General features: G+C 40.2%; 19 protein-coding genes. 9 read left to right on the top strand and 10 right to left on the bottom strand.

The window, feature by feature from the left end; translation table 11 throughout:
• Positions 1-18 precede the first annotated feature (18 nt).
• On the bottom strand, positions 19-1,497 hold the full coding sequence (locus B8983_RS10565) for an aldehyde dehydrogenase (protein WP_084284451.1): 1,479 nt from the start codon (positions 1,495-1,497) through the stop codon (positions 19-21).
• A gap of 250 nt (positions 1,498-1,747) precedes the next feature.
• Between B8983_RS10565 and B8983_RS10560 the strand changes: the two genes are divergently transcribed.
• Positions 1,748-2,626 carry a helix-turn-helix domain-containing protein gene (locus tag B8983_RS10560; protein ID WP_084284448.1) on the top strand — a complete coding sequence of 293 codons (879 nt, stop codon included), beginning with the start codon at positions 1,748-1,750 and terminating at the stop codon, positions 2,624-2,626.
• Between the two features lie 71 nt (positions 2,627-2,697).
• Here the strand turns inward: B8983_RS10560 and B8983_RS10555 are convergent, their stop codons facing one another.
• Positions 2,698-3,792: an amidohydrolase family protein gene (locus B8983_RS10555; protein ID WP_084284439.1), complete on the bottom strand. Its 1,095-nt coding sequence runs from the start codon at positions 3,790-3,792 to the stop codon at positions 2,698-2,700.
• 129 nt (positions 3,793-3,921) lie between these two features.
• Here B8983_RS10555 and B8983_RS10550 point away from each other — a divergent pair, with 129 nt between their 5' ends.
• Complete coding sequence (locus B8983_RS10550) at positions 3,922-4,806, top strand: DUF6279 family lipoprotein (protein WP_084284436.1); 885 nt, start codon at positions 3,922-3,924, stop codon at positions 4,804-4,806.
• Between the two features lie 33 nt (positions 4,807-4,839).
• On the opposite strand, the gene B8983_RS10545 is transcribed toward B8983_RS10550, so the two are convergent.
• The gene (locus tag B8983_RS10545) at positions 4,840-5,493 is read right to left on the bottom strand and encodes a flavin reductase family protein (RefSeq protein ID WP_084284431.1); all 654 of its coding nucleotides are present in this window, start codon (positions 5,491-5,493) and stop codon (positions 4,840-4,842) included.
• 395 nt (positions 5,494-5,888) lie between these two features.
• On the opposite strand from B8983_RS10545, the gene B8983_RS10540 reads away from it, so the two are divergent.
• Genes B8983_RS10540 through B8983_RS10520 form a run of 5 tightly spaced genes read left to right on the top strand, consistent with a single transcriptional unit; the run spans position 5,889 to position 10,063 of the window.
• Positions 5,889-6,866 (top strand): ABC transporter substrate-binding protein, encoded by a 978-nt coding sequence (locus tag B8983_RS10540; RefSeq protein ID WP_084284427.1) that lies wholly within the window; start codon positions 5,889-5,891, stop codon positions 6,864-6,866.
• Positions 6,867-6,873: 7 nt separating this feature from the next.
• The gene (locus tag B8983_RS10535; RefSeq protein ID WP_084284603.1) at positions 6,874-7,644 is read left to right on the top strand and encodes an ABC transporter ATP-binding protein; all 771 of its coding nucleotides are present in this window, start codon (positions 6,874-6,876) and stop codon (positions 7,642-7,644) included.
• Complete coding sequence (locus tag B8983_RS10530; RefSeq protein ID WP_084284424.1) at positions 7,644-8,432, top strand: ABC transporter permease; 789 nt, start codon at positions 7,644-7,646, stop codon at positions 8,430-8,432. Before B8983_RS10535 ends, B8983_RS10530 begins: the two co-directional genes overlap by 1 nt.
• Positions 8,429-9,202: an ABC transporter permease gene (locus tag B8983_RS10525; RefSeq protein WP_084284422.1), complete on the top strand. Its 774-nt coding sequence runs from the start codon at positions 8,429-8,431 to the stop codon at positions 9,200-9,202. The genes B8983_RS10530 and B8983_RS10525 overlap by 4 nt, the downstream gene beginning before the upstream one ends.
• 33 nt (positions 9,203-9,235) lie before the next feature.
• The gene (locus tag B8983_RS10520; protein WP_084284419.1) at positions 9,236-10,063 is read left to right on the top strand and encodes an enoyl-CoA hydratase/isomerase family protein; all 828 of its coding nucleotides are present in this window, start codon (positions 9,236-9,238) and stop codon (positions 10,061-10,063) included.
• Positions 10,064-10,119: 56 nt separating this feature from the next.
• On the opposite strand, the gene B8983_RS10515 is transcribed toward B8983_RS10520, so the two are convergent.
• From B8983_RS10515 to B8983_RS10490, 6 genes are all read right to left on the bottom strand, one after another.
• Entirely contained in the window at positions 10,120-11,502 is a 1,383-nt protein-coding gene (locus B8983_RS10515) for a TolC family protein (protein WP_084284416.1), read from the bottom strand.
• Positions 11,503-11,509: 7 nt separating this feature from the next.
• The gene (locus tag B8983_RS10510) at positions 11,510-12,661 is read right to left on the bottom strand and encodes an HlyD family secretion protein (RefSeq protein WP_084284413.1); all 1,152 of its coding nucleotides are present in this window, start codon (positions 12,659-12,661) and stop codon (positions 11,510-11,512) included.
• The gene (locus tag B8983_RS10505; RefSeq protein ID WP_084284410.1) at positions 12,654-13,187 is read right to left on the bottom strand and encodes a DUF3302 domain-containing protein; all 534 of its coding nucleotides are present in this window, start codon (positions 13,185-13,187) and stop codon (positions 12,654-12,656) included. The genes B8983_RS10510 and B8983_RS10505 overlap by 8 nt, the downstream gene beginning before the upstream one ends.
• A 112-nt stretch (positions 13,188-13,299) precedes the next feature.
• Positions 13,300-14,742, bottom strand: a complete 1,443-nt coding sequence (locus tag B8983_RS10500; RefSeq protein ID WP_200806897.1) for an NAD-dependent succinate-semialdehyde dehydrogenase — start codon at positions 14,740-14,742, stop codon at positions 13,300-13,302.
• A 91-nt stretch (positions 14,743-14,833) separates the two neighbouring features.
• Positions 14,834-15,109 (bottom strand): methyltransferase domain-containing protein, encoded by a 276-nt coding sequence (locus tag B8983_RS14125; protein WP_255372809.1) that lies wholly within the window; start codon positions 15,107-15,109, stop codon positions 14,834-14,836.
• A 230-nt stretch (positions 15,110-15,339) separates the two neighbouring features.
• On the bottom strand, positions 15,340-16,344 hold the full coding sequence (locus tag B8983_RS10490; RefSeq protein ID WP_234987013.1) for a cyclase family protein: 1,005 nt from the start codon (positions 16,342-16,344) through the stop codon (positions 15,340-15,342).
• Between the two features lie 375 nt (positions 16,345-16,719).
• Here B8983_RS10490 and kce point away from each other — a divergent pair, with 375 nt between their 5' ends.
• Complete coding sequence (gene kce / locus B8983_RS10485; protein WP_084284406.1) at positions 16,720-17,655, top strand: 3,5-dioxohexanoate:acetyl-CoA acetone transferase; 936 nt, start codon at positions 16,720-16,722, stop codon at positions 17,653-17,655.
• 67 nt (positions 17,656-17,722) lie between these two features.
• Here the strand turns inward: kce and B8983_RS10480 are convergent, their stop codons facing one another.
• The gene (locus B8983_RS10480; protein WP_084284403.1) at positions 17,723-18,100 is read right to left on the bottom strand and encodes an MAPEG family protein; all 378 of its coding nucleotides are present in this window, start codon (positions 18,098-18,100) and stop codon (positions 17,723-17,725) included.
• 104 nt (positions 18,101-18,204) lie between these two features.
• Here B8983_RS10480 and B8983_RS10475 point away from each other — a divergent pair, with 104 nt between their 5' ends.
• The gene (locus B8983_RS10475; RefSeq protein ID WP_084284400.1) at positions 18,205-18,555 is read left to right on the top strand and encodes a DUF805 domain-containing protein; all 351 of its coding nucleotides are present in this window, start codon (positions 18,205-18,207) and stop codon (positions 18,553-18,555) included.
• Positions 18,556-18,563 lie beyond the last annotated feature (8 nt).

The raw sequence follows: 18,563 nt of genomic DNA, 5'->3' as shown, positions 1-18,563 counted from the left end.
CTATTATTAAACGAGCGCTCACCGCATTACAAAAGGATTCCCACTCACTGCCCCACTATTAATCCAAACGCTCTTGACTTGGAGATATTCCTTGATGGCATCCTGACCATTTTCACGGCCCAACCCGGAATCTTTATAGCCACCAAATGGTGCCATATAGCTGATAGCTCGGTAAGTATTGATCCATACCGTTCCAGCCTTCAATTTTTCAGACATACGAAGCGCCCTACCAATATCCTTAGTCCAAGCTGCGGCAGCTAACCCAAACCGAACATCATTGGCAATTGCAACCGCATCTTCTTCATCCTTGAACTTGATGATGGATAGTACCGGTCCAAACACTTCTTCTTGCGCGATTCGCATATGATTTTTAACATCTCCAAAAATAGTTGGCTCAACAAACCAGCCTTTTTCACAGCCAGGAGCCCTGCCAGGTAAACCTCCAAGCAATAAAGTTGCCCCATCTTTCTTGGCAATTTCAATGTAATCGAGGACTTTTTGATATTGTGGCAAAGTAGTCACTGGACCAACCTGAGTGGTCGAGTCCATCGGATTACCCATTTTTGCTGTTCGCGCAATCTCTAGTAATTTGTCTACCACTTCATCGTAAACACTTTCTTGTACCAATAACCTTGAACCGGCAATACAAGTTTGTCCACTGGCAGCAAAAATGCCAGATACAGCTCCGTAAATAGCCTGTTTAATGTCAGCATCCTCAAAAATAATATTAGGCGATTTGCCCCCTAACTCCATGGAGGTATGCTTTAAATGAGCAGCTGCTTGTTGATTAATGAGTTTGCCCGTTGTATCAGAGCCAGTAAAAGTGATCTTGCTGACCAAGGGGTGTTCAACGAGCGCAGAGCCAACCTCGGAACCAAACCCTGTAATCACATTGATGACCCCTGGGGGGAATCCTGCTTCTTCAAATAGTCTAGCAAACTCGAGAGTAGAAACGGAAGTAAATTCAGAGGGCTTTATAACAATCGTACAACCTGCAGCCAAGGCTGGTGCAATTTTCCATGCGGCTAAAAGTAATGGAGAATTCCAGGGTGTTATGGCTGCGACAACCCCAATAGGTTCATTACGTGTAAAACAAAAATATCCTTTTTTATCCAATGGCAATGTACTGCCCTGAATTTTATCGGCCAAGCCTCCATAATAGTAATACCACTGAGGAATGTAATTTAATTGCGCAGACATTTCAGCAAATAACTTACCATTGTCTTGAACTTCGATCTCTGCCAACTTTGTAGCATCACGAGCAATCAACGTCCCAAGCCGATGCAAGAGCATCCCTCTTTGACTAGCAGTCATCTCTGCCCAGGCACCTTTAGTCAGAGCAACATGAGCTGCATTTACGGCCTTATCAACATCATTGGCCGTACACCTTGGAATCTCAGCCCAAACTTCTCCGTTAAATGGATTTTTACTTTCAATCCAAGCATCGCCAATTGGATTGACCCACTCTCCATTGATTAATAATTGAAATCGTCTCATATATAGTTATTATTGAATTACACCTGACCTTAATAGATTTTTTATTAAAAATTCACTAAGCACCAATAGTACTTTTAAAGTTTTAATAGAAAAACTCAAGTAAGTCTATTGGGGAAAAGCATGAGGAAGACTGTTTATTTTTGATTTTATTCACCATCTTTTGCACTCCTAAGCACTAAGATGATGATTATTAATCAAATATTTATTATTCCGTCGCTTTTTTGTCATCAAACTCCCCTAGAATATAAAAATGACAAAGCAATTTCCAAATATTGATGTAGATGGCGATCAATTGAGATTTGCCAGAGAGGCCAAAGGTCTAACTCTCAAAGAGTTAGGATTAAAGGTTTGCCTATCGCATCAACACATTGCCCAATTAGAAAACAATCAAGCCACTATATTTTTTACACCATCTCACAAAATACAAGTTGCAAAAAAAGTGGGGGCTGCTTTAGGCTTGAAAGAGAATGATTATCTGATTGAGCTTCCCGAAAATAAAGATGAGGTTGAAACACCTTTACCAACAAATAATCAAGCGCCGTTAAGTATTGAGCTATTGACCAAATCAAAGCAAGAAAAAAAATCCGCTTTTGGCCTTCATACTCTAGCGTTCAGTATCCTGATCATTGCTGTTGGTAGCATGATGTTTTTTAATGAGTCAACCAATCTCTATGTAAGACAACTGGTGGGTTCAGACTATCCAATCGTTATTGAACCTATCCCAAGCAACGACAATCTCTCGATTGAAAAAATTGAGACCACTATGCTCACCTCTCAGGAGCCAATAGAAGCACAAAAAGTATCGACAGTTACCGCTGCCAATCCATGTGCTTATGAAAAACAAAACGCAATGACCTATCGCACGGCCAACCCAAGTAAATCAGGGGAGATGGTCTACATGATGAGTAAAGAAACACAAACCATCTGCGTAATTGATAGCCAAAATAAAATGACCACCTTCAACCTGGAAGCTGGTCAATCCAAAACTATTTTTGGACAGGCTCCATTCACGATTGTCAGCTCCGACTTAGAAAAAATTGAGTTGTACTTTCAAGGATGGAAAGTTAAACCTCAAACGAATGAAACAAATATCATTCGTTTGGAAGCCACTGACCTTGCGCAAAACTAGGTAACACTTGCCACCACTGCAGTGAGTCCATCTAGCCCAGCGCAGCTTTAGGATCCGCGCTGCACTTCGTTTCAAATTTTTAATCCTAAAACTCGTACCGCGTTTGCACTAAGAATTGCAATCCGCTCATCGTCAGAAAGATCGGGGGTTTCCATAATATGATTCACCGGCTCTTCAGACCACGGAATCGGATGATCCGACCCAATCATAATTTGACTTGCTCCCACTTGCGCTTTCAAGTGTCTTAGGGCCTCAGAGGTAAACACCAAAGAGTCAAAATATAGTTGATTCAAATACTCAGTTGGTTTTTTCTTCAACACAATATTCGGATCACACATCGTCGGAGATACCAAACAACTATGATCTGAACGTGGTGCGTAGGAGGGTAAATACCCTCCACCATGGGCAGCAATAATTTTAATATTTGGGAACTTGTCTAAAGTTCCATCAAAAATCAAATGTTGTAAGGCAATTGTGGTGTCAAGTGGATTACCAATTAAATTAGAGAGCCAACCATTGCCTTTAAATCTAGAAGCTAATTGAGGGGTACTTTGTGGATGAATAAATAAAGCAACATTTAACTCTTGGGCTTTAGCAAATACGGGATGATACTTAGGATTTGAAAAATCATCACCGTTCACGCTGCCACCGATTGCTGCCCCAACTAAATGATATTTTTTAACGGCTTCTTCTAACTGCTTTACCGCCAAATCAGGGAATTGCATGGCAATGGATGCAAAGCCAGCAAAATGATCAGGATTCTCACCACAGAGTTTAGACATATTGAGATTATTGATCTGGCAAATGGCCTCAGTAGTTTCGCGATCTTTTTTATACCAATAAGGATTAATACTTAACACTTGCATATCGATGCCCTGCGCTTGCATGTTACTTACGCGCTCAGAAACATTAATGAAATTTTTGGTTTGACCTCGAGTGGGTGCTAATACATTCTTACCCTCTGGCCCCATCAAATCAATGGCCTCTTGAAAATAACAATGGGCATGGATATCAATTGCTTTAATTTTCTTACCAGCTATCACTATTGGTGGACGTTTAACCGGAAGATTTTGTGCATTAACGTTACTCAGTAAATGACAAGAACAAAAACTAAGCCCACCAAGGATTGCGCTACTTTGTTTTAAAAAATGACGTCTAGTTGACATGTTCTTCTCCTATCATGAGTGAAATGGATACACAATTTAAAAGTCTCTGAAAATTTTATTTATTTTTATCTAGAGTAACATGTTCGTAAATACTAAATTCAAAGAAATGTTTAATCTACCAAATTTTCAATGACAACCTTAAAAGATCGCTTACTCCTTCTTCTCCTAACAATATGGGTAGGATTTGTATTAAGCTCTTGCAGCTCCATTCAATTAGCCTATAACCAATCGGATTACCTTTTAAAGTGGTGGCTTGATGATTACATTAACTTAACCGATGAGCAAGAGAAAATATTTGATCAAGCATTACCTCTTTTAACCAAGAAACATCGCCAAGAGGAACTGCCAAAATCACGTCAAGGACTCCAACAGATTAGGCACAAACTAGATCAAGCCATCAGTGAAGAAGACGCAATCTTAGTGGTTCAAAAAGTGAAATTTTTATCAAAAGAGTCAATCTATTTAGCACAAGATGATCTTGCCAAATTAGCTGTAACACTGCAACCAAAGCAACTAGTACATCTCGAAAACACCTTCAATAAACTCAATAAGAAATTTCAATCAGATTATCTAAAAGGCTCACCAGAAGATCGGCTTAATAAACGAGTCGAAAAAATTATTGAAAGAACGGAGTCTTTTAGTGGCGACCTCTCTAAATCACAAAAATTACAACTCAAAGAAATCGCCAAAGAGAATCTTTTGGATATGCAACTGGTTTATGAAGCGAGGCTCTACAAACAACAATTAATCTTAAATAGTTTAAGAAAAATTAGTTCAGAGCAACCATCTATTGTGCAAACAAAAGCGATCCTGACCCAACTTTTCAATGATATTGAATTTGGCACTACTCCAGAACAAAAAGAATTTGAGAAAAAAAGAGATGTCCGTAGTGGCATCATTCTTGCCAAAACTACAGCTCTCTTTAATCAAAGCCAGCGGAAAAAAACGCAAGAAAAAATTAAATCCTGGGAAGATGATTTACAAGTTTTAGCTCAACAGAAAGCCAAAGATTAATCATCCTTTGTTTAAATACCAAATTCTCAGGGCTCAATCTTCAGGAATATCACCCGCTTGCAAACCTTTTTCACGAATCTCGTCCCGTGTTGGGATCGCTTTGGTATAACGCTTACCTAGCCAAGCATATTCATTACCATAAAGACGTGCAATTGGAGAGTAGTTCTCCGGGATAACGCGTCTAGTCATTGGATCAAAAATTTCATCCTTAATATGAATGGCTAAAACCTCACCTAATACCAAGGCTCTTCTTTCAGTAAGGTCCTTAATTTCAAAAACTTTGCACTCCAAACTAACTGGCGACTCAGTGATGCGCATCACATCAACCGCTTGACTAGGACTGAGATCAATGCCAGCAAAATCAATTTCACTTTCTTCAGGTAAAAAATCAGCGGAGGCAATATGCATTGCACCAATAATACTTTTATCAATCATGTTCACCACAAATTGTCCACTTGCTCGAATATTGTTGATGGTGTCTTTACTTCTACCGTCGGGACGATGACTGAAACCTAAAACAACTAATGCGGGATCTTCGGAGAAAAGATTAAAAAAACTAAACGGAGCAGCATTATGTTTACCCTCGGCATTTTTTGTAGTTACAAATGCCACTGGACGAGGAATGACTAACGCTGATAAAAATTTATATCTTTCGTATTGGGATAATTCATTAATTTTAAAATCCATTTGGAACCTTGATGTGAATAATTATTTTGTTGATTTTTTAAGAAAGGACAGGTTAATTACATTTTTACTTCAGTCGATGTATTAACTAGATTGAAGAGGCATCGTCGATTAGTTAGCTTGCTCATCAATGAATTGCCAAAGTGGGAGACGGAGATTCTCGGCCTTCCACTGCAAAATAAGTTCTAGTTTGTGCATAGCTGCCAATGACATTTGGTCTCCTAATTTTTTAATTATTGATTTATTTTGCTATCTTAATATAGGAGTTTTTAACTTTTAAAATTTTTGATATTTTTATCATCCTTAATTAAAAATAATAGTGGATAACCCCTATTTTTCCATTCATTAACTTCAATTTCTGATATCGTTTGAGGATAAATTTTTCATAACAAAAAAGAATGAGACAAAAAATGATTGGCAACTCCTCCCTATCCTTTAAAACTATTCGTTCAGTATCCTGTGGCATTATCTCTTGCCTCATACTCGCCATGACAAATGGCGTAACTGCTCAAAATTTAACACCCATCAGAGCGGCTTATGTGCCCGTAGCCACATGGTTACCAGCATGGGTAGCAAAAGAGAAAGGAATCTTCAAAAACAATGGTTTAGATGTAACCTTAACGCCAATTCAAAATGTTTCTTTACTGCCCCCTACCATGGGAAAACAATTTGATGTGGCCGCATCCACCCCACCTGATTTGATTAAAGCGGCAGCCAATGGCATTGATGTAGTTGCCATCACAGGAGGCGTGGTTGAGTCCTCAAGTCATATGAGTATGCAATTTGTTGTGAAGAAAAATGCTGGCATTAATAGCATTAAAGATCTCTCAGGTAAAACGATTGCAACGCCTACCATCGGGTCGATCATGCATTTAGCAACACTTACTTGGTTGAAAAAAAATGGTGTTGATCCTAATTCAATCCGCGCCGTTGAAGTCCCCTTCCCGAATATGGTGGATCAACTCAAAGGCTCTCGAGTTGACGCCTTAGAACTACTCCAACCCTTTGTTGGTCAAATTTTAAGCCAACCGGAATTTATGACGCTCGGCGACCCTTTGTTATCGGTTGATGATCCAACCCTGTTCGTGATGTGGATTGCAAACGGTACTTGGGCTAAAAACAATAAAGAAGCAGTGATGAAGTGGAGCCAATCGATTGCTGAGGCTAAAGAGTTCATTGAAAAGAACTCCGCTGAATCAAGAGCAATTTTAGGAAAATATACCAACTTACCACCTGCCGTTACGGAAAAGATTCCATTGCCTTATTACGATGCCTCCATCAAGTCTTCTCAAATTGAAGTTTGGGTTAAGGCTTTGCGTGACATCGGCGCATTAAATTTACCAGTTGATCCCAATAAAATCGTATTTAAAAATTAAGCCTGCAGTGAATCTAATTTATGAAATAAATGAGCTTTTTCTAGAGCTACCAGTTGGTAAATCAAATGAAAAGCGTTCCATCTTAAAAAATATTAATTTAACGATTGAAGCTGGAAAAATTTATACGATTGTCGGTGCCTCTGGGTGTGGCAAGACCTCTCTTTTGCGAATATTGGGGGGGTTAACCAATAAAAGTACGGGCCAGGTTTTCTTTCAAAATACCGAAGTCACTGCCCCACCAGCGGAAGTGGCCTTTGTCTTTCAAGACTATGCCAATGCATTACTACCGTGGCGTACCGTAGAAAAAAATATCTCTCTACCGATTGAAGATCGTTTAAACCCAGAGGAATGTGCAGCTAGAGTGAAAGAAGCCATTCGTCAAGTCCATTTAACGGGGCGTGAACACGATTACCCCTGGCAACTATCAGGTGGCATGCAACAACGTCTTCAAATAGCACGTGCGCTTGCAACGAAACCCAAAGTACTACTCATGGACGAACCTTTCGCGGCCTTAGATGCTATGACGAAAGCAAGTATGCAAGACGAACTACTAAAACTCAGAGATGAAACAAATCTATCGATTGTTTTTATTACACACGATATTGAAGAAGCTATTTACCTCGGCGATCAGGTATCCATTATGCGGGGTCCCCCAGGGGAAATCTCTCAATCAATCGAAATTTCGTTATCCCAACATCGTGATCAACTAACTACACGTGGTCTGCCTGAATTCTTGGAATATCGTAAGTCCATTCATGAATCCATCAAGGTAAATTAATGACTTTTTTAAAAAAGTCCTCCCTATCAGGGAGGGGACTAGCAGGTGTCTTCATTTTTTTATTACTCTGGGAAGGCGTCATCCAATTTCTAATTAAGTTTGATAATCTGCCAGCACCATCTGCCATCTTTTTTTCATGGCTTGACCTACTCGTATCAAAACAATATTGGGAAGAAATTTTCCATACGCTTTTTGCCGCCTTACTCGGGTGGACAATAGCCTCCTCCCTAGGGGTCTTCATTGGTATCGCTCTTGGTTTATCAAAAACCTTTTACAAATATACCTATACCAGTATTGAGGTAATAAGACCTTGGCCTGGAGTCGCTTTTGCACCAATTGGTTTACTGTTGTTTGGTTTTTCACTACAAATGGAACTGGTTGTCATCGTTCTACCAGCTCTTTGGCCAGTCCTAGTCAATACTATGGGCGGTATCCGCAATATTCCCAACTCGCTATACGAGGTCGTCTCCTCCTTACGATTAAACAAATATTCTAGGATCTATAAAGTTTATTTACCCTCAGCCAAAGCTTCGATCCTAGTCGGCTTACGTATCAGTCTTTCACTATCAATTATTATGGCAGTTGTTGCCGAGATGATTGGAAGCCCTAATGGAATGGGCTATGCCATTGTGCGAGAACAACAAGCCATGCATCCCACAAATATGTTTGCTTACATCTTTACGATAGCGTTATTGAATGTGCTAATTAATTATTTATTAAACAACATCATCAACCAACTAACACCCGGTCAACGTAAAAAAAATACGATTGGAGCGATGACAACATGAGATCTCATCTGCTGCAAACACTCATCAGATGTGTCTTGGGTCTACTGCCCATTGCTATCTTACTTACCCTCTGGCAACTTCTATCCAATGGTCCCTCACCCCACTTTCCGGCACCTTCATTTTGGTTAAGTGCCATCACACAACTCTGGAATAATGGTCAACTTCAAAATGGTATCAAAGAGACCTTTTGGATATTTGGCATCGGTTTATCCATCTCCATCACGATTGGTTTTTTCCTAGGCATCATCATTGGCGTGAGTAAACTATTTAGGGAATGGACCACGTACCTTTTTGAATGTTTTAGAGCGATACCTCCCCCAGTGATTATTCCTATTGCCGTTCTTTTGATGGGCTACAGTGATTCGATGAAGGTATTGATTATTGTGTTTGCTACGATTTGGCCGATCTTACTCAATGTGGTTTCGAGTGTTGACAGTATGAGACAAGGTACTTTAGATATGGGCAAGGCATTACATTTAACTCAAATGCAATTCATTTTCAAAGTGATTATTCCTTCCGTAATACCCAATGCAATTATCGGTATCCGCGTAACCATCCCCTTAGCGATTGTGATTACTCTGCTCACAGAAATGCTTACCGGTAGTAATGGATTGGGCGGACTCATGATTGCAGGACAACGAAACTATAACTCAGCACAGGTTTTTGGCATTTTGATAATCGTTGGGATATTGGGCTTATCGATTAACCTATTGAGTAATTCTTTAGAAAAATATTTGACTAGAAGTTGGCCTCCGAAACAATCACTTTGATTAGTCCTCACTTGCTTTGAAAGTTACCTAGTTATGAATCCATTACAAAACACACAGATTGCAGAGGGGATTACCTCCTTTCCAGAGGGAGTCGTTCTCGATAGAAATCAAGGAGTGATCCTACTCACAATTGATCGGGAAGATGATTTCAATCGGATAAATTGGGATGTTTTAAAGAGAATGGAGTTCATTACTGAGCTCTTGAAAGAAGACCGCTCTGCGAATGTATTAGTAATTACTGGAAGGGGTAAAAGCGTATTTTCATTGGGCCTATTGAATCCAAAATTAAGGGCAGAAATGACGAAGGATTCGGTTGTGCAATTGATCAGATATGCCAATCAAGTATTTAACAACATAGAAACTCTTCCCCAAATAGTTATTTGCGCCATTAACGGGAAAGTGATTGCGGGTGGTTTCGAACTTAGCTTAGCATGCGATTTAAGATATGCTGCTAACCATGTCACGATGCAATTACCGGAAGCTGGTTGGGGAGGATTTCCCGGGGCAGGTGCTCCATTTAGGCTGCCTACCATCGTTGGTGCAGCTCGTGCACTCGAAATTATTTGCTTAGGCAATGAGTTAGATGCCACGGCATTGAAAGATTTAGGCATTGTGCAGAATGTTTTTGCAAGTGATCAATTTCTTGAAAAAGTCATGGAGATTGCCAGTCAGATCAATGAAAAAGGTCCTTTAGCAATTAAAGGGACTAAGAGTATCATTCGAGCAAGAATGCAAAGTGGCTTGGCAGAAGCTGCTGAGCTTTCTAAAGTTTTAAGGCATTCACTCGAATGGAGTGCCGATGTAGATGAGGGCATGAAAGCGCATACGGAAAATCGTAAACCAAAATTCGAGGGGAGATAACATCCGTTAGCTCCTGCCAAATTCGTGAAAAGACTTACTCAGTCAACCTAAAAATACTAAATGAACTGACCACCCAACGCTTGATGAAGTGATATGCGGTTGAGTAAATGGTCGCTTTGTATTCTCAGTAAATTAGCTTGCGAACTGTTGGCATTTAATTGCTGCTGGAGATACTGAAACATATCTCCTTTGCCGACTTCTTTTTGTATCAATGCATATTTTACAGAGGACTGTAACGCCTGTAATTGTGCTTGTAGGATCAGCTCTCTTTGCCGCAGAAGTCGATCATTAGCAAGCCCACTCTCTACTTCAGATAATGCATTTAAAGCTGATTTTTGATATTGAGCAAGACTTTGTGTTTGGCTTGCCGTTTTTGCTTCCACCTGAGCATCTAATTGACCACCTAAAAAAAGTGGCATCAATAATTGGGCGGTCAGTGAAGAGATCGGATTACTAATGGCATTCGACAACTGAATCGCAGAGTTTTCAATATAACCGATTCCACCAGTGATTTTAATGCTTGGTAATTTAGCTCTTTTAGCTGCCTCAACATCTTGGAAAGATGCCTTAAAACGTTCCTCAGCAGCAAGCACATCAGGTCTTCTCGATAGAATTTGGGAAGGAATACCAGCTGGCAATTCACTTACAATTTTAGGGAATGTTTGCCCAGCTTGAATTTGAGTAGAAGGATATCTACCTAAAAGAATTTCTAGAGCACGCTTGGCATTACCTAAAGATTGTTGATTTGCAATTAACTGGCTTTGATAATTCCTCAAGAGTGATTCATTGAGTAATATCTCTTGTTGCGAATTACGCCCAACGTTCAAACCAACTTTCATTAGATCAAGTTGTTGATTAGCGATTGCGACCATATTTTCTGATAATTGAACTTGTTGCATTAATTCACTAATAACGATCCAAGACTTAACCACCTGAGCAGCAATCGACTGCTTCGCAAAGGCCGAGTCAAGTTGCGCAGACATTAATCGTGCTTGTGACGCACTTTGATCTGACCTCACTCGCCCCCACAAGTCAAGATCCCAAGAAGCAATGAGGCCAAAGCCAGAAATAGCGGATGTCGAAGTGGGAAGCGTTGATGTGCCTGTTTGCGCACCTACACCAACATTTGGTAACAAACTACCGCCAACCGACTTTAATACTGCCCTGGATTGATCGATGCGAGCGGATGCAATTTTCAAATCAACGTTGTAAGCAATCGCCTCTTTCATGAGGGCTTGTAACTCAGGGGAAACATCAAAACCGAGTGCCTGCTGGTCAAACTCTCCCGCTGTTTTGGTGGCTTGCCATGCTACTGGTATCGCGGTTTGATTAAATGCATCCGCCACAATTTTTTCTTGCAAGGGCGCAGTCGAAGTGCAGGCATTCATACTTAGCATCAACCAACACGGAAAAGTTACCAAGAGAAATTTCTTCATCATTTCTCTTTTAAGGTAATTTAAAAATTAAATAATTGATCTTCGCATCTAAGCGAAGTACCACCATCCGCAAAAGATGCAAAGGCTTAATATGATCGGTATAAACTGCACCGACACCACGCGCACCCATTGCTAAGTAAGGTGCATCTTCAGCGTCTTCGTGATTTAACTTCAAACGCACTGCATATTTTTGTGGCAAAGGAGCATGGAGGTGTTCCATCGGTGTATTTGGAATAACGCCGGACTGGACAGACTGCCCTCCCCCATTGGCCCAAATAATCGATTCTACTTTTGCATATAATACTTTACCAGGGATGGTTCTCATCGCAATTTCCGCTTTGTCACCTGGTTTGACAAGACGTAATTCGTTTTGATCAAAGAACGCAATAATACGCTGTTCGTTCTCCACAAAACTCATCAATGGTCTAAGCGGCATTGCCACGGCATAATTGCCCGGACGCACCATGACATTAACGGCAAAACCATCCGCTGGCGCACGCACAACACAAGACTCCAAATCATATTGGGCAGCTTCTAATTGAGCTTTAACGCTAGCGACAGAAGCATTATCGTCACCAACTACTGCAGTTAGTTTCGAATTTGCTTTCACTTCATTGGCTTTAGCCGTATTCAACGCAGCTAAAGCTTTTTGTACTTCGGATCGATAAGACTCTACATCGTACTGATTGCCAGCTCCCGCTGTAGCTAATTTGGTGGACTCATCTAAGCGAAGAGTCATTAAATCAAAATGAGCCTTAGCCGATAAGGTGCCATTTTTAGCAGACTCAAGATCTTGCTTAAGATTATTCGCATTCGCCTGTACATCAGCCAATTGCGCTTTTAATTGGTTTACTTTCAGACGATATGGGGTGTCATCAATTTCAACTAAGACATCCCCTTTTTTCAGCATCACATTGCCTTCTACTGCAACGCGTTTAACTGTTCCAGGAACTCTAGTGGTTACTTCTGACACCATATTAATGACTCTGACATCTTCAGAAACAGGGGTAATCACATTTACCGTAAAAATAATCGTTGCGGCTAAAAACAAAGCTCCAGCAACAGCTCCTAACTGAGATTTAATATTCCATGGTAATAGTTTTAGCTTGATAAAAACCAACCAAATGATGGCTCCATAACCGGCAATAATGATCTCAAGCATGATGGTTATCCTTTGTTGGAGTCGAAGTTTGCTCAGAGGATCGAATTTTTTGAATTAAATCGCGTTTTTGGTTCAAGCCTGCTAGCTTTTCTTCTAATTGCATAATTTCATCATTGACAATTGCTAAATCAATCGGCGCACCCGCATGCTCGACCGCATGATGGGTGTAGTATTCATCGGACTTATCAGTACCATAAGCCATTTTATAAAAAACCGGCTTCGAATAAGCCAAGAGCCAAGCTAAAGGCCAAAATAGACCACCAAAAGCAATGGACAGAAAACACAAAACTTTGATAGTGTTAAGGTGCGGGTGGTGAACTTTTTCAGCATATTTTTCAGGAAGAATATGTATCTTCCAATAACCATACAAAAAGGCAATTGGCATCACAATAATAATGAGCCAAACCATTTTGTCTGCAATGGCCTCTTCCATCCCCTCTGGCATGGCAAATGCAGAATTAGAGATTGAACATAAAAAAAGGCCACTAAATAAAGTTAGCCAGATCTTTTTAGTTTGATTACCCAAAATACACCTCGAATGATTTTTTTAATACTTTATACGAGTTTTTAAAAACACGCGAAGTGTTCTTAAAAAAACCGATGAGGACCCTTAAGACGAGCTTAAAGGTCCTAAACGATTACTGCTTAATCGAGATTGATTTTAAGTTTAAATAGGCTTCTAAACCTTCAATCCCACCTTCTGAACCATATCCTGAATCATTAATTCCACCGAAATGCATTTCAGGCCAAGCCATTGGCGGTTGGTTTACCCAAACCATACCAACTTGCAAGTCTTGCGTAATCTGATGGGCATTCTTAAGAGAGGATGTGAACGCGTAACCAGCCAAGCCATAAGCAAGACGATTTGCTTCAGTAATTGCTTCATCTAAATGGGTGAAGGTTTTCACTGCGGCAATCGGTCCGAAAGGTTCTTCATTAAAGACTCTAGACTGCGGTTGAATATTGGTTAACACCGTTGGCGCAAAGAAGTTGCCTACCTCACCAATGCGTTGACCACCAGTGGCAATTTTAGCGCCAGTTTGTACTGCATCTTCAACAAATTGAGTAATAGCATTTAATCTTCGACCATTCGCTAATGGGCCCATCGAGGTACCATCAGCAAGACCATCTCCAACCTTAATCGTGCTAATTTGACCAACTAAAGCTTTTACAAATGAAGCTTCAAGATCTTGATGAACCAAGAAACGGGTAGGTGAAATACAAACTTGACCAGCATTCCGGAATTTTGCACCAGTGATTGCTTTTGCAGCTAATTCAACATCGGCATCCTGCGCAATAATAACGGGAGCATGCCCCCCCAATTCCATCGTGGCACGTTTCATATGCAAACCAGCCATGGCTGCTAATTGTTTGCCCACTGCAGTTGAACCAGTGAATGTGATCTTACGAATAATTGGATGTGGAATTAAATACTCAGAAATTTGTGCTGGATTACCATAAACGAGGTTAATCACACCAACAGGCACACCAGCATCTAAGAAAGTTTGAATTAAGGCAGCAGGTGATGCAGGCGTTTCTTCTGGGGCTTTCACAATAATCGAGCAACCGGTAGCAAGTGCGGCAGCGAGTTTACGAATCACTTGGTTAATTGGGAAATTCCAAGGCGTAAAGGCAGCTACTGGACCCACTGGTTGCTTAACTACACTTTGATTCACACTAAAGTCACGCGGGGGTACCACTCTACCGTAAACTCTGCGTCCCTCTTCAGCGAACCACTCAGTAACTTCAGCAGCCATCACAATTTCACCCTTAGCTTCACCTAAAGGCTTACCCTGTTCAAGGGTCATTAACGTACCAATTTCAGTTGCTCTTTCACGCAACAGGTTGGCTGCTTGACGCATGATTTTGCCTCGCTCTACCGCAGGAACCTTCTTCCACAGGTCAAAGCCAGCTTGCGCAGAAGCTAAGGCGCGGTCTAAGTCAGCAATGGTGGCATGGGCAACACGACCAATTTCAAGTCCAGTCGCAGGATTAACGACGGGTAAAGTTTTACCATCACTGGCATCACACCATTGGCCATTAATATAAAGTTTTGTGTCTACATAATTCATAATTTTTATTCCTGAAGATATAGTTACTTCGATGAAAGAGTTAAGTTAGTTAAAGTACTGCAATGCAAGAGCATCCTTATCAATCTCATTGTTTTCCGATTTAAAAGCCATTACCTAAAGTGCTTAATTCTTGGGGTCTTTTTTTACCAACGATTGTTTTAAAGCCTTGTTCGATGGTAGGACCGGTTAATACCTTGAAAGTGAAACCACAACGATGCGCCATAAACAGGTTTCCATTGGGCTTGAGAATTCGAAAAATTGCCTTTAGCGCTAATGCCACCTCATGCAGATACAAATGTTCAATATTGTGTGATGAAAATACTGCATCAACTGAATCAGCCTCTATAGCAGACATATCAGTTAGGGTTCCAATCAAATCTGGTTTGACTGATGAGTCAATATCAAAGCGAATTTCATGCCAATCAGATGAATCAAAACCCTTTATTTGCAGAATAAATTTTTTGACCCACAACCAATATGTAGAAGTTTTTTCACGATACGTTCAAGTTTATGTTTGGATATCTAAATTTTAGATTGAAAAATATTTCAAAACATCACCTTGACGTATCGCACAAACCACCACATTGATTGTGGGTAATCAATCAATTACTTTAAAACAACTGGGTTGATTGGTGATCCAACACCGCCAGTAATTGGCAATGGAGGGGCAGTAAATAAGAATTCATAGACTTTATCTTCTGCACAATCATCGGCTAATTCTTTCAAATTAAAAATTTCGCCCATGGTCATTCCCATCATTGGAATTACAATCCAGTGCCAAGGTTGACTAACACCTTGAACTTCATTTGGACGAACTTCACAACCCCAAGTATCTAGACAAATGGCGGCAACTTTCTTTTCTTGAATCCAACGACAAGTTTCAAAGCGCACGCCAGGAGCATCACCAGCCGCATAAGAATCCCAGTCTTTTCTAGCAAGACGCTCTTCCATCATGCCAGTACGAATGATGACAAAGTCACCCTGTTTGATCTCTACGCCTTGTGCTTTTGCACAGTCGTCTAAGTCTTGATTGCTAATACCATAGCCGTCAGCCAAGAAATCACCACCTTTAAAACGTGCGATGTCTAAAAGTACGCCGCGACCAATCATCTTGTCTCTCGTCTTTTCAATACCATTCTTCTTGGCACCAGTTGAATCAACCAAAGCTGCATCGTAGCCGTTCCACATTTTGTCACCGTAGAAAATGTGTCCTAAAGCATCCCATTGTGTACCGCATTGCAAAGGCATAGAAACCATATCATCAGCATATCTCAAGCCCATGTGATCTTGGTTACCTGCAACAGCATCAGTACCCGTTGCTAACATGGTGTGAATCGGGTTAAAACGGTTACCCCAGCCTGTAGTCTGTGGTCCAAACATATCAAAGTTCAGTCCTAAAGAAATAGCTTTGCCTTTTTTAACTAATTTAGCGGCTTCAACTAACTGCTCAGGCCCAATATAGTTAAGTGTTCCGATTTCATCATCTGGCCCCCATTTTCCCCAGTTACAAACTTCTTTCGCCATCGCTTCGATGTCGGCTTTCGTTAAATTTCTTGGAATATCATTTGCCGGTACAGCTTTCATACCAGGTGCAGTAGCTTTTTGCGTCATACTAATCTCCTCAGTGAGTTGTTATTATTAAATTGATACAGAATATTTCATAAAATTTACAACTAAAAATTTCAAATAAGTATAAATCTAAATTCAATTTAAATATTTATTTGATGCCCAAAAAATACCCATTAATACAATTAAAACCTACCGTTAAGGGTAAATACCTATTTAAATTTTAATCATTTGATTAAAAAATAGAAGCTATCAAAAGTAATCATAATTTAACAATATCAACATTACTAGATTGATGTGAAATTAGAAAATTGCGAGTGGAGGAGACATGCTATTTTCTGGGATATCTGTATTAACAGATCTCGCAAGGCATTGTTTTCTCGCATCAAAAAGTTTTATTAAAGAAGAAAGCAGATCACTATGACAGCCCCACAGAAAAAAGTAATTGTTACCTGCGCGGTAACAGGTGCCATTCATACACCAAGTATGTCACCATACCTCCCCAAAACACCTAAAGAAATTGAAGATGCTGCTGTAGAAGCTGCAGAAGCTGGTGCCTCGATTGTGCACTTGCATGCACGCCATCCTGTGACTGGTCAACCAGTACAGACGGTCGAAGCATTCATGGAATTTTTACCGAATATTAAAGCACGTTCTAACGTCGTCATTAACATTACTTCTGGTGGTTCACCTGCGATGTCAGTTGAAGAGCGCTTAAGACCTCACTTGACTCTCAAACCAGAAGTGGCCTCTCTAAACATGGGTTCGATGAACTTTGGCTTGTACCCAATGTTAAAACGTAAAAGAGAATATCAATACGACTGGGAAGTTCCTTATTTAGAAGGTTCAGAAGATCGTATTTTCAAAAATACTTTTAAAGATATTCGTTACATCTTAGAATCTTGCGCAGAAAATAATACGCGCTTTGAAGTTGAATGTTATGACATTGGACATCTTTATACATTAGCTCACTTCTTAGATCGTGGACTCATTAAAGCTCCCCTCTTAATCCAATCTGTATTCGGTATTTTGGGTGGTATTGGTACTCATCCAGAAGATGTTCAAATGATGAAACGCACAGCTGACCGACTCTTTGGAGATCAGTATTACTGGTCAGTACTCGGCGCTGGTAGAAGCCAAATGCCGATTGCTAGCATGTCATTGGCCATGGGTGGCAACGTACGGGTTGGCTTAGAAGATTCTTTATGGGATGGCCCAGGTCAACTCTCTAAATCCAATGCTGACCAAGTCAAACGTATCGTTGGCATCATTCATGCACTCAATCTTGAAGTAGCTACACCTGATGAAGCAAGAGAAATGTTACAGCTCAAAGGTGGCAATAACGTAAATTTCTAAGCAGCTTAATATAAAAATGTCCCCTTTACTAACGTATTGGGGACATTTTTATTTCATGGTCAATTATCTAAATGGCAGAAATAACAAATAAGCCAGTAATTGATAACATCCCAACTAACCAGCACAAACTTCTTAGACTCGCTTTGTCCAATAAATAACAAGCAATATAAGAAGCTCTGGCCAGCAAATAAGTAATCGCCAGCAAATTAATATCGACTTGTGGGGCCTTCATATAAGTTGCGACCAAAATAGCTGCGGCAAAAAAAGGAAAGGATTCAAAACAGTTCGCTTGCGCTGCATTCGCACGTGCTCTGAAACCAGTTTGATTGGCTAACCATTGCCTAGGGTTGTTATTGTCGTAATTTTCAAAACCCCATTTAGCAAAAGCTGTTGCAAAATAAGGTAATAAACCTGCACAAAAAATACTCCAAAGTCCTAAAGTCATGATGGCTTCCTTAAAAGATAATTATTTGATTTTATACTTCATTTTGTCGAAAAAAGTCGTATATTGAATAATACGTATCAACCATTTCTCCCAAAAAGGTAATTATGCAATTTCAAGATGCCATTAAAACTTGTTTTAATAAATATTTACAATTCGAAGGCCGTGCCAGTCGCTCGGAGTATTGGTGGTTCTTCCTTTTTATGATTTTAGCGATTATTGTCGCGGAAATCTTAGGTCAAAATATTGGTACGATTGTCGGACTTGGCTTGATGTTGCCGCATTTAACGGTAGAAGTTCGTCGCTTGCATGACATTAATAAGTCTGGTTGGTGGGTATTGTTAAAGTTAATCCCCCTACTCAATTTACTGCTTTTATATTGGTTAATCAAAAGAGGTGATCCAAAAATCAATCAATTTGGCGCACCATCGAATAATCCATTACATGAGGTCAGCTAACCGACATT

The sequence above is a fragment of the Polynucleobacter kasalickyi genome, from assembly GCF_900176405.1.
GTDB lineage: Bacteria > Pseudomonadota > Gammaproteobacteria > Burkholderiales > Burkholderiaceae > Polynucleobacter > Polynucleobacter kasalickyi.
This window is presented reverse-complemented; position numbering and strand designations above follow the sequence as displayed.

Bases quoted from the DNA above. Each gene is read 5' to 3' on its own strand.
- B8983_RS10565 (WP_084284451.1), bottom strand. From the start codon at position 1,497: ATGAGACGATTTCAATTATTAATCAATGGAGAGTGGGTCAATCCAATT.
- B8983_RS10555 (WP_084284439.1), bottom strand. From the start codon at position 3,792: ATGTCAACTAGACGTCATTTTTTAAAACAAAGTAGCGCAATCCTTGGT.
- B8983_RS10480 (WP_084284403.1), bottom strand. From the start codon at position 18,100: ATGACTTTAGGACTTTGGAGTATTTTTTGTGCAGGTTTATTACCTTAT.
- B8983_RS10475 (WP_084284400.1), top strand. From the start codon at position 18,205: ATGCAATTTCAAGATGCCATTAAAACTTGTTTTAATAAATATTTACAA.
- B8983_RS10515 (WP_084284416.1), bottom strand. From the start codon at position 11,502: ATGATGAAGAAATTTCTCTTGGTAACTTTTCCGTGTTGGTTGATGCTA.
- B8983_RS10530 (WP_084284424.1), top strand. From the start codon at position 7,644: ATGACTTTTTTAAAAAAGTCCTCCCTATCAGGGAGGGGACTAGCAGGT.
- B8983_RS10560 (WP_084284448.1), top strand. From the start codon at position 1,748: ATGACAAAGCAATTTCCAAATATTGATGTAGATGGCGATCAATTGAGA.
- B8983_RS10510 (WP_084284413.1), bottom strand. From the start codon at position 12,661: ATGCTTGAGATCATTATTGCCGGTTATGGAGCCATCATTTGGTTGGTT.
- B8983_RS10525 (WP_084284422.1), top strand. From the start codon at position 8,429: ATGAGATCTCATCTGCTGCAAACACTCATCAGATGTGTCTTGGGTCTA.
- kce (WP_084284406.1), top strand. From the start codon at position 16,720: ATGACAGCCCCACAGAAAAAAGTAATTGTTACCTGCGCGGTAACAGGT.
- B8983_RS10540 (WP_084284427.1), top strand. From the start codon at position 5,889: ATGAGACAAAAAATGATTGGCAACTCCTCCCTATCCTTTAAAACTATT.
- B8983_RS10520 (WP_084284419.1), top strand. From the start codon at position 9,236: ATGAATCCATTACAAAACACACAGATTGCAGAGGGGATTACCTCCTTT.
- B8983_RS10490 (WP_234987013.1), bottom strand. From the start codon at position 16,344: ATGACGCAAAAAGCTACTGCACCTGGTATGAAAGCTGTACCGGCAAAT.
- B8983_RS10550 (WP_084284436.1), top strand. From the start codon at position 3,922: ATGACAACCTTAAAAGATCGCTTACTCCTTCTTCTCCTAACAATATGG.
- B8983_RS10545 (WP_084284431.1), bottom strand. From the start codon at position 5,493: ATGGATTTTAAAATTAATGAATTATCCCAATACGAAAGATATAAATTT.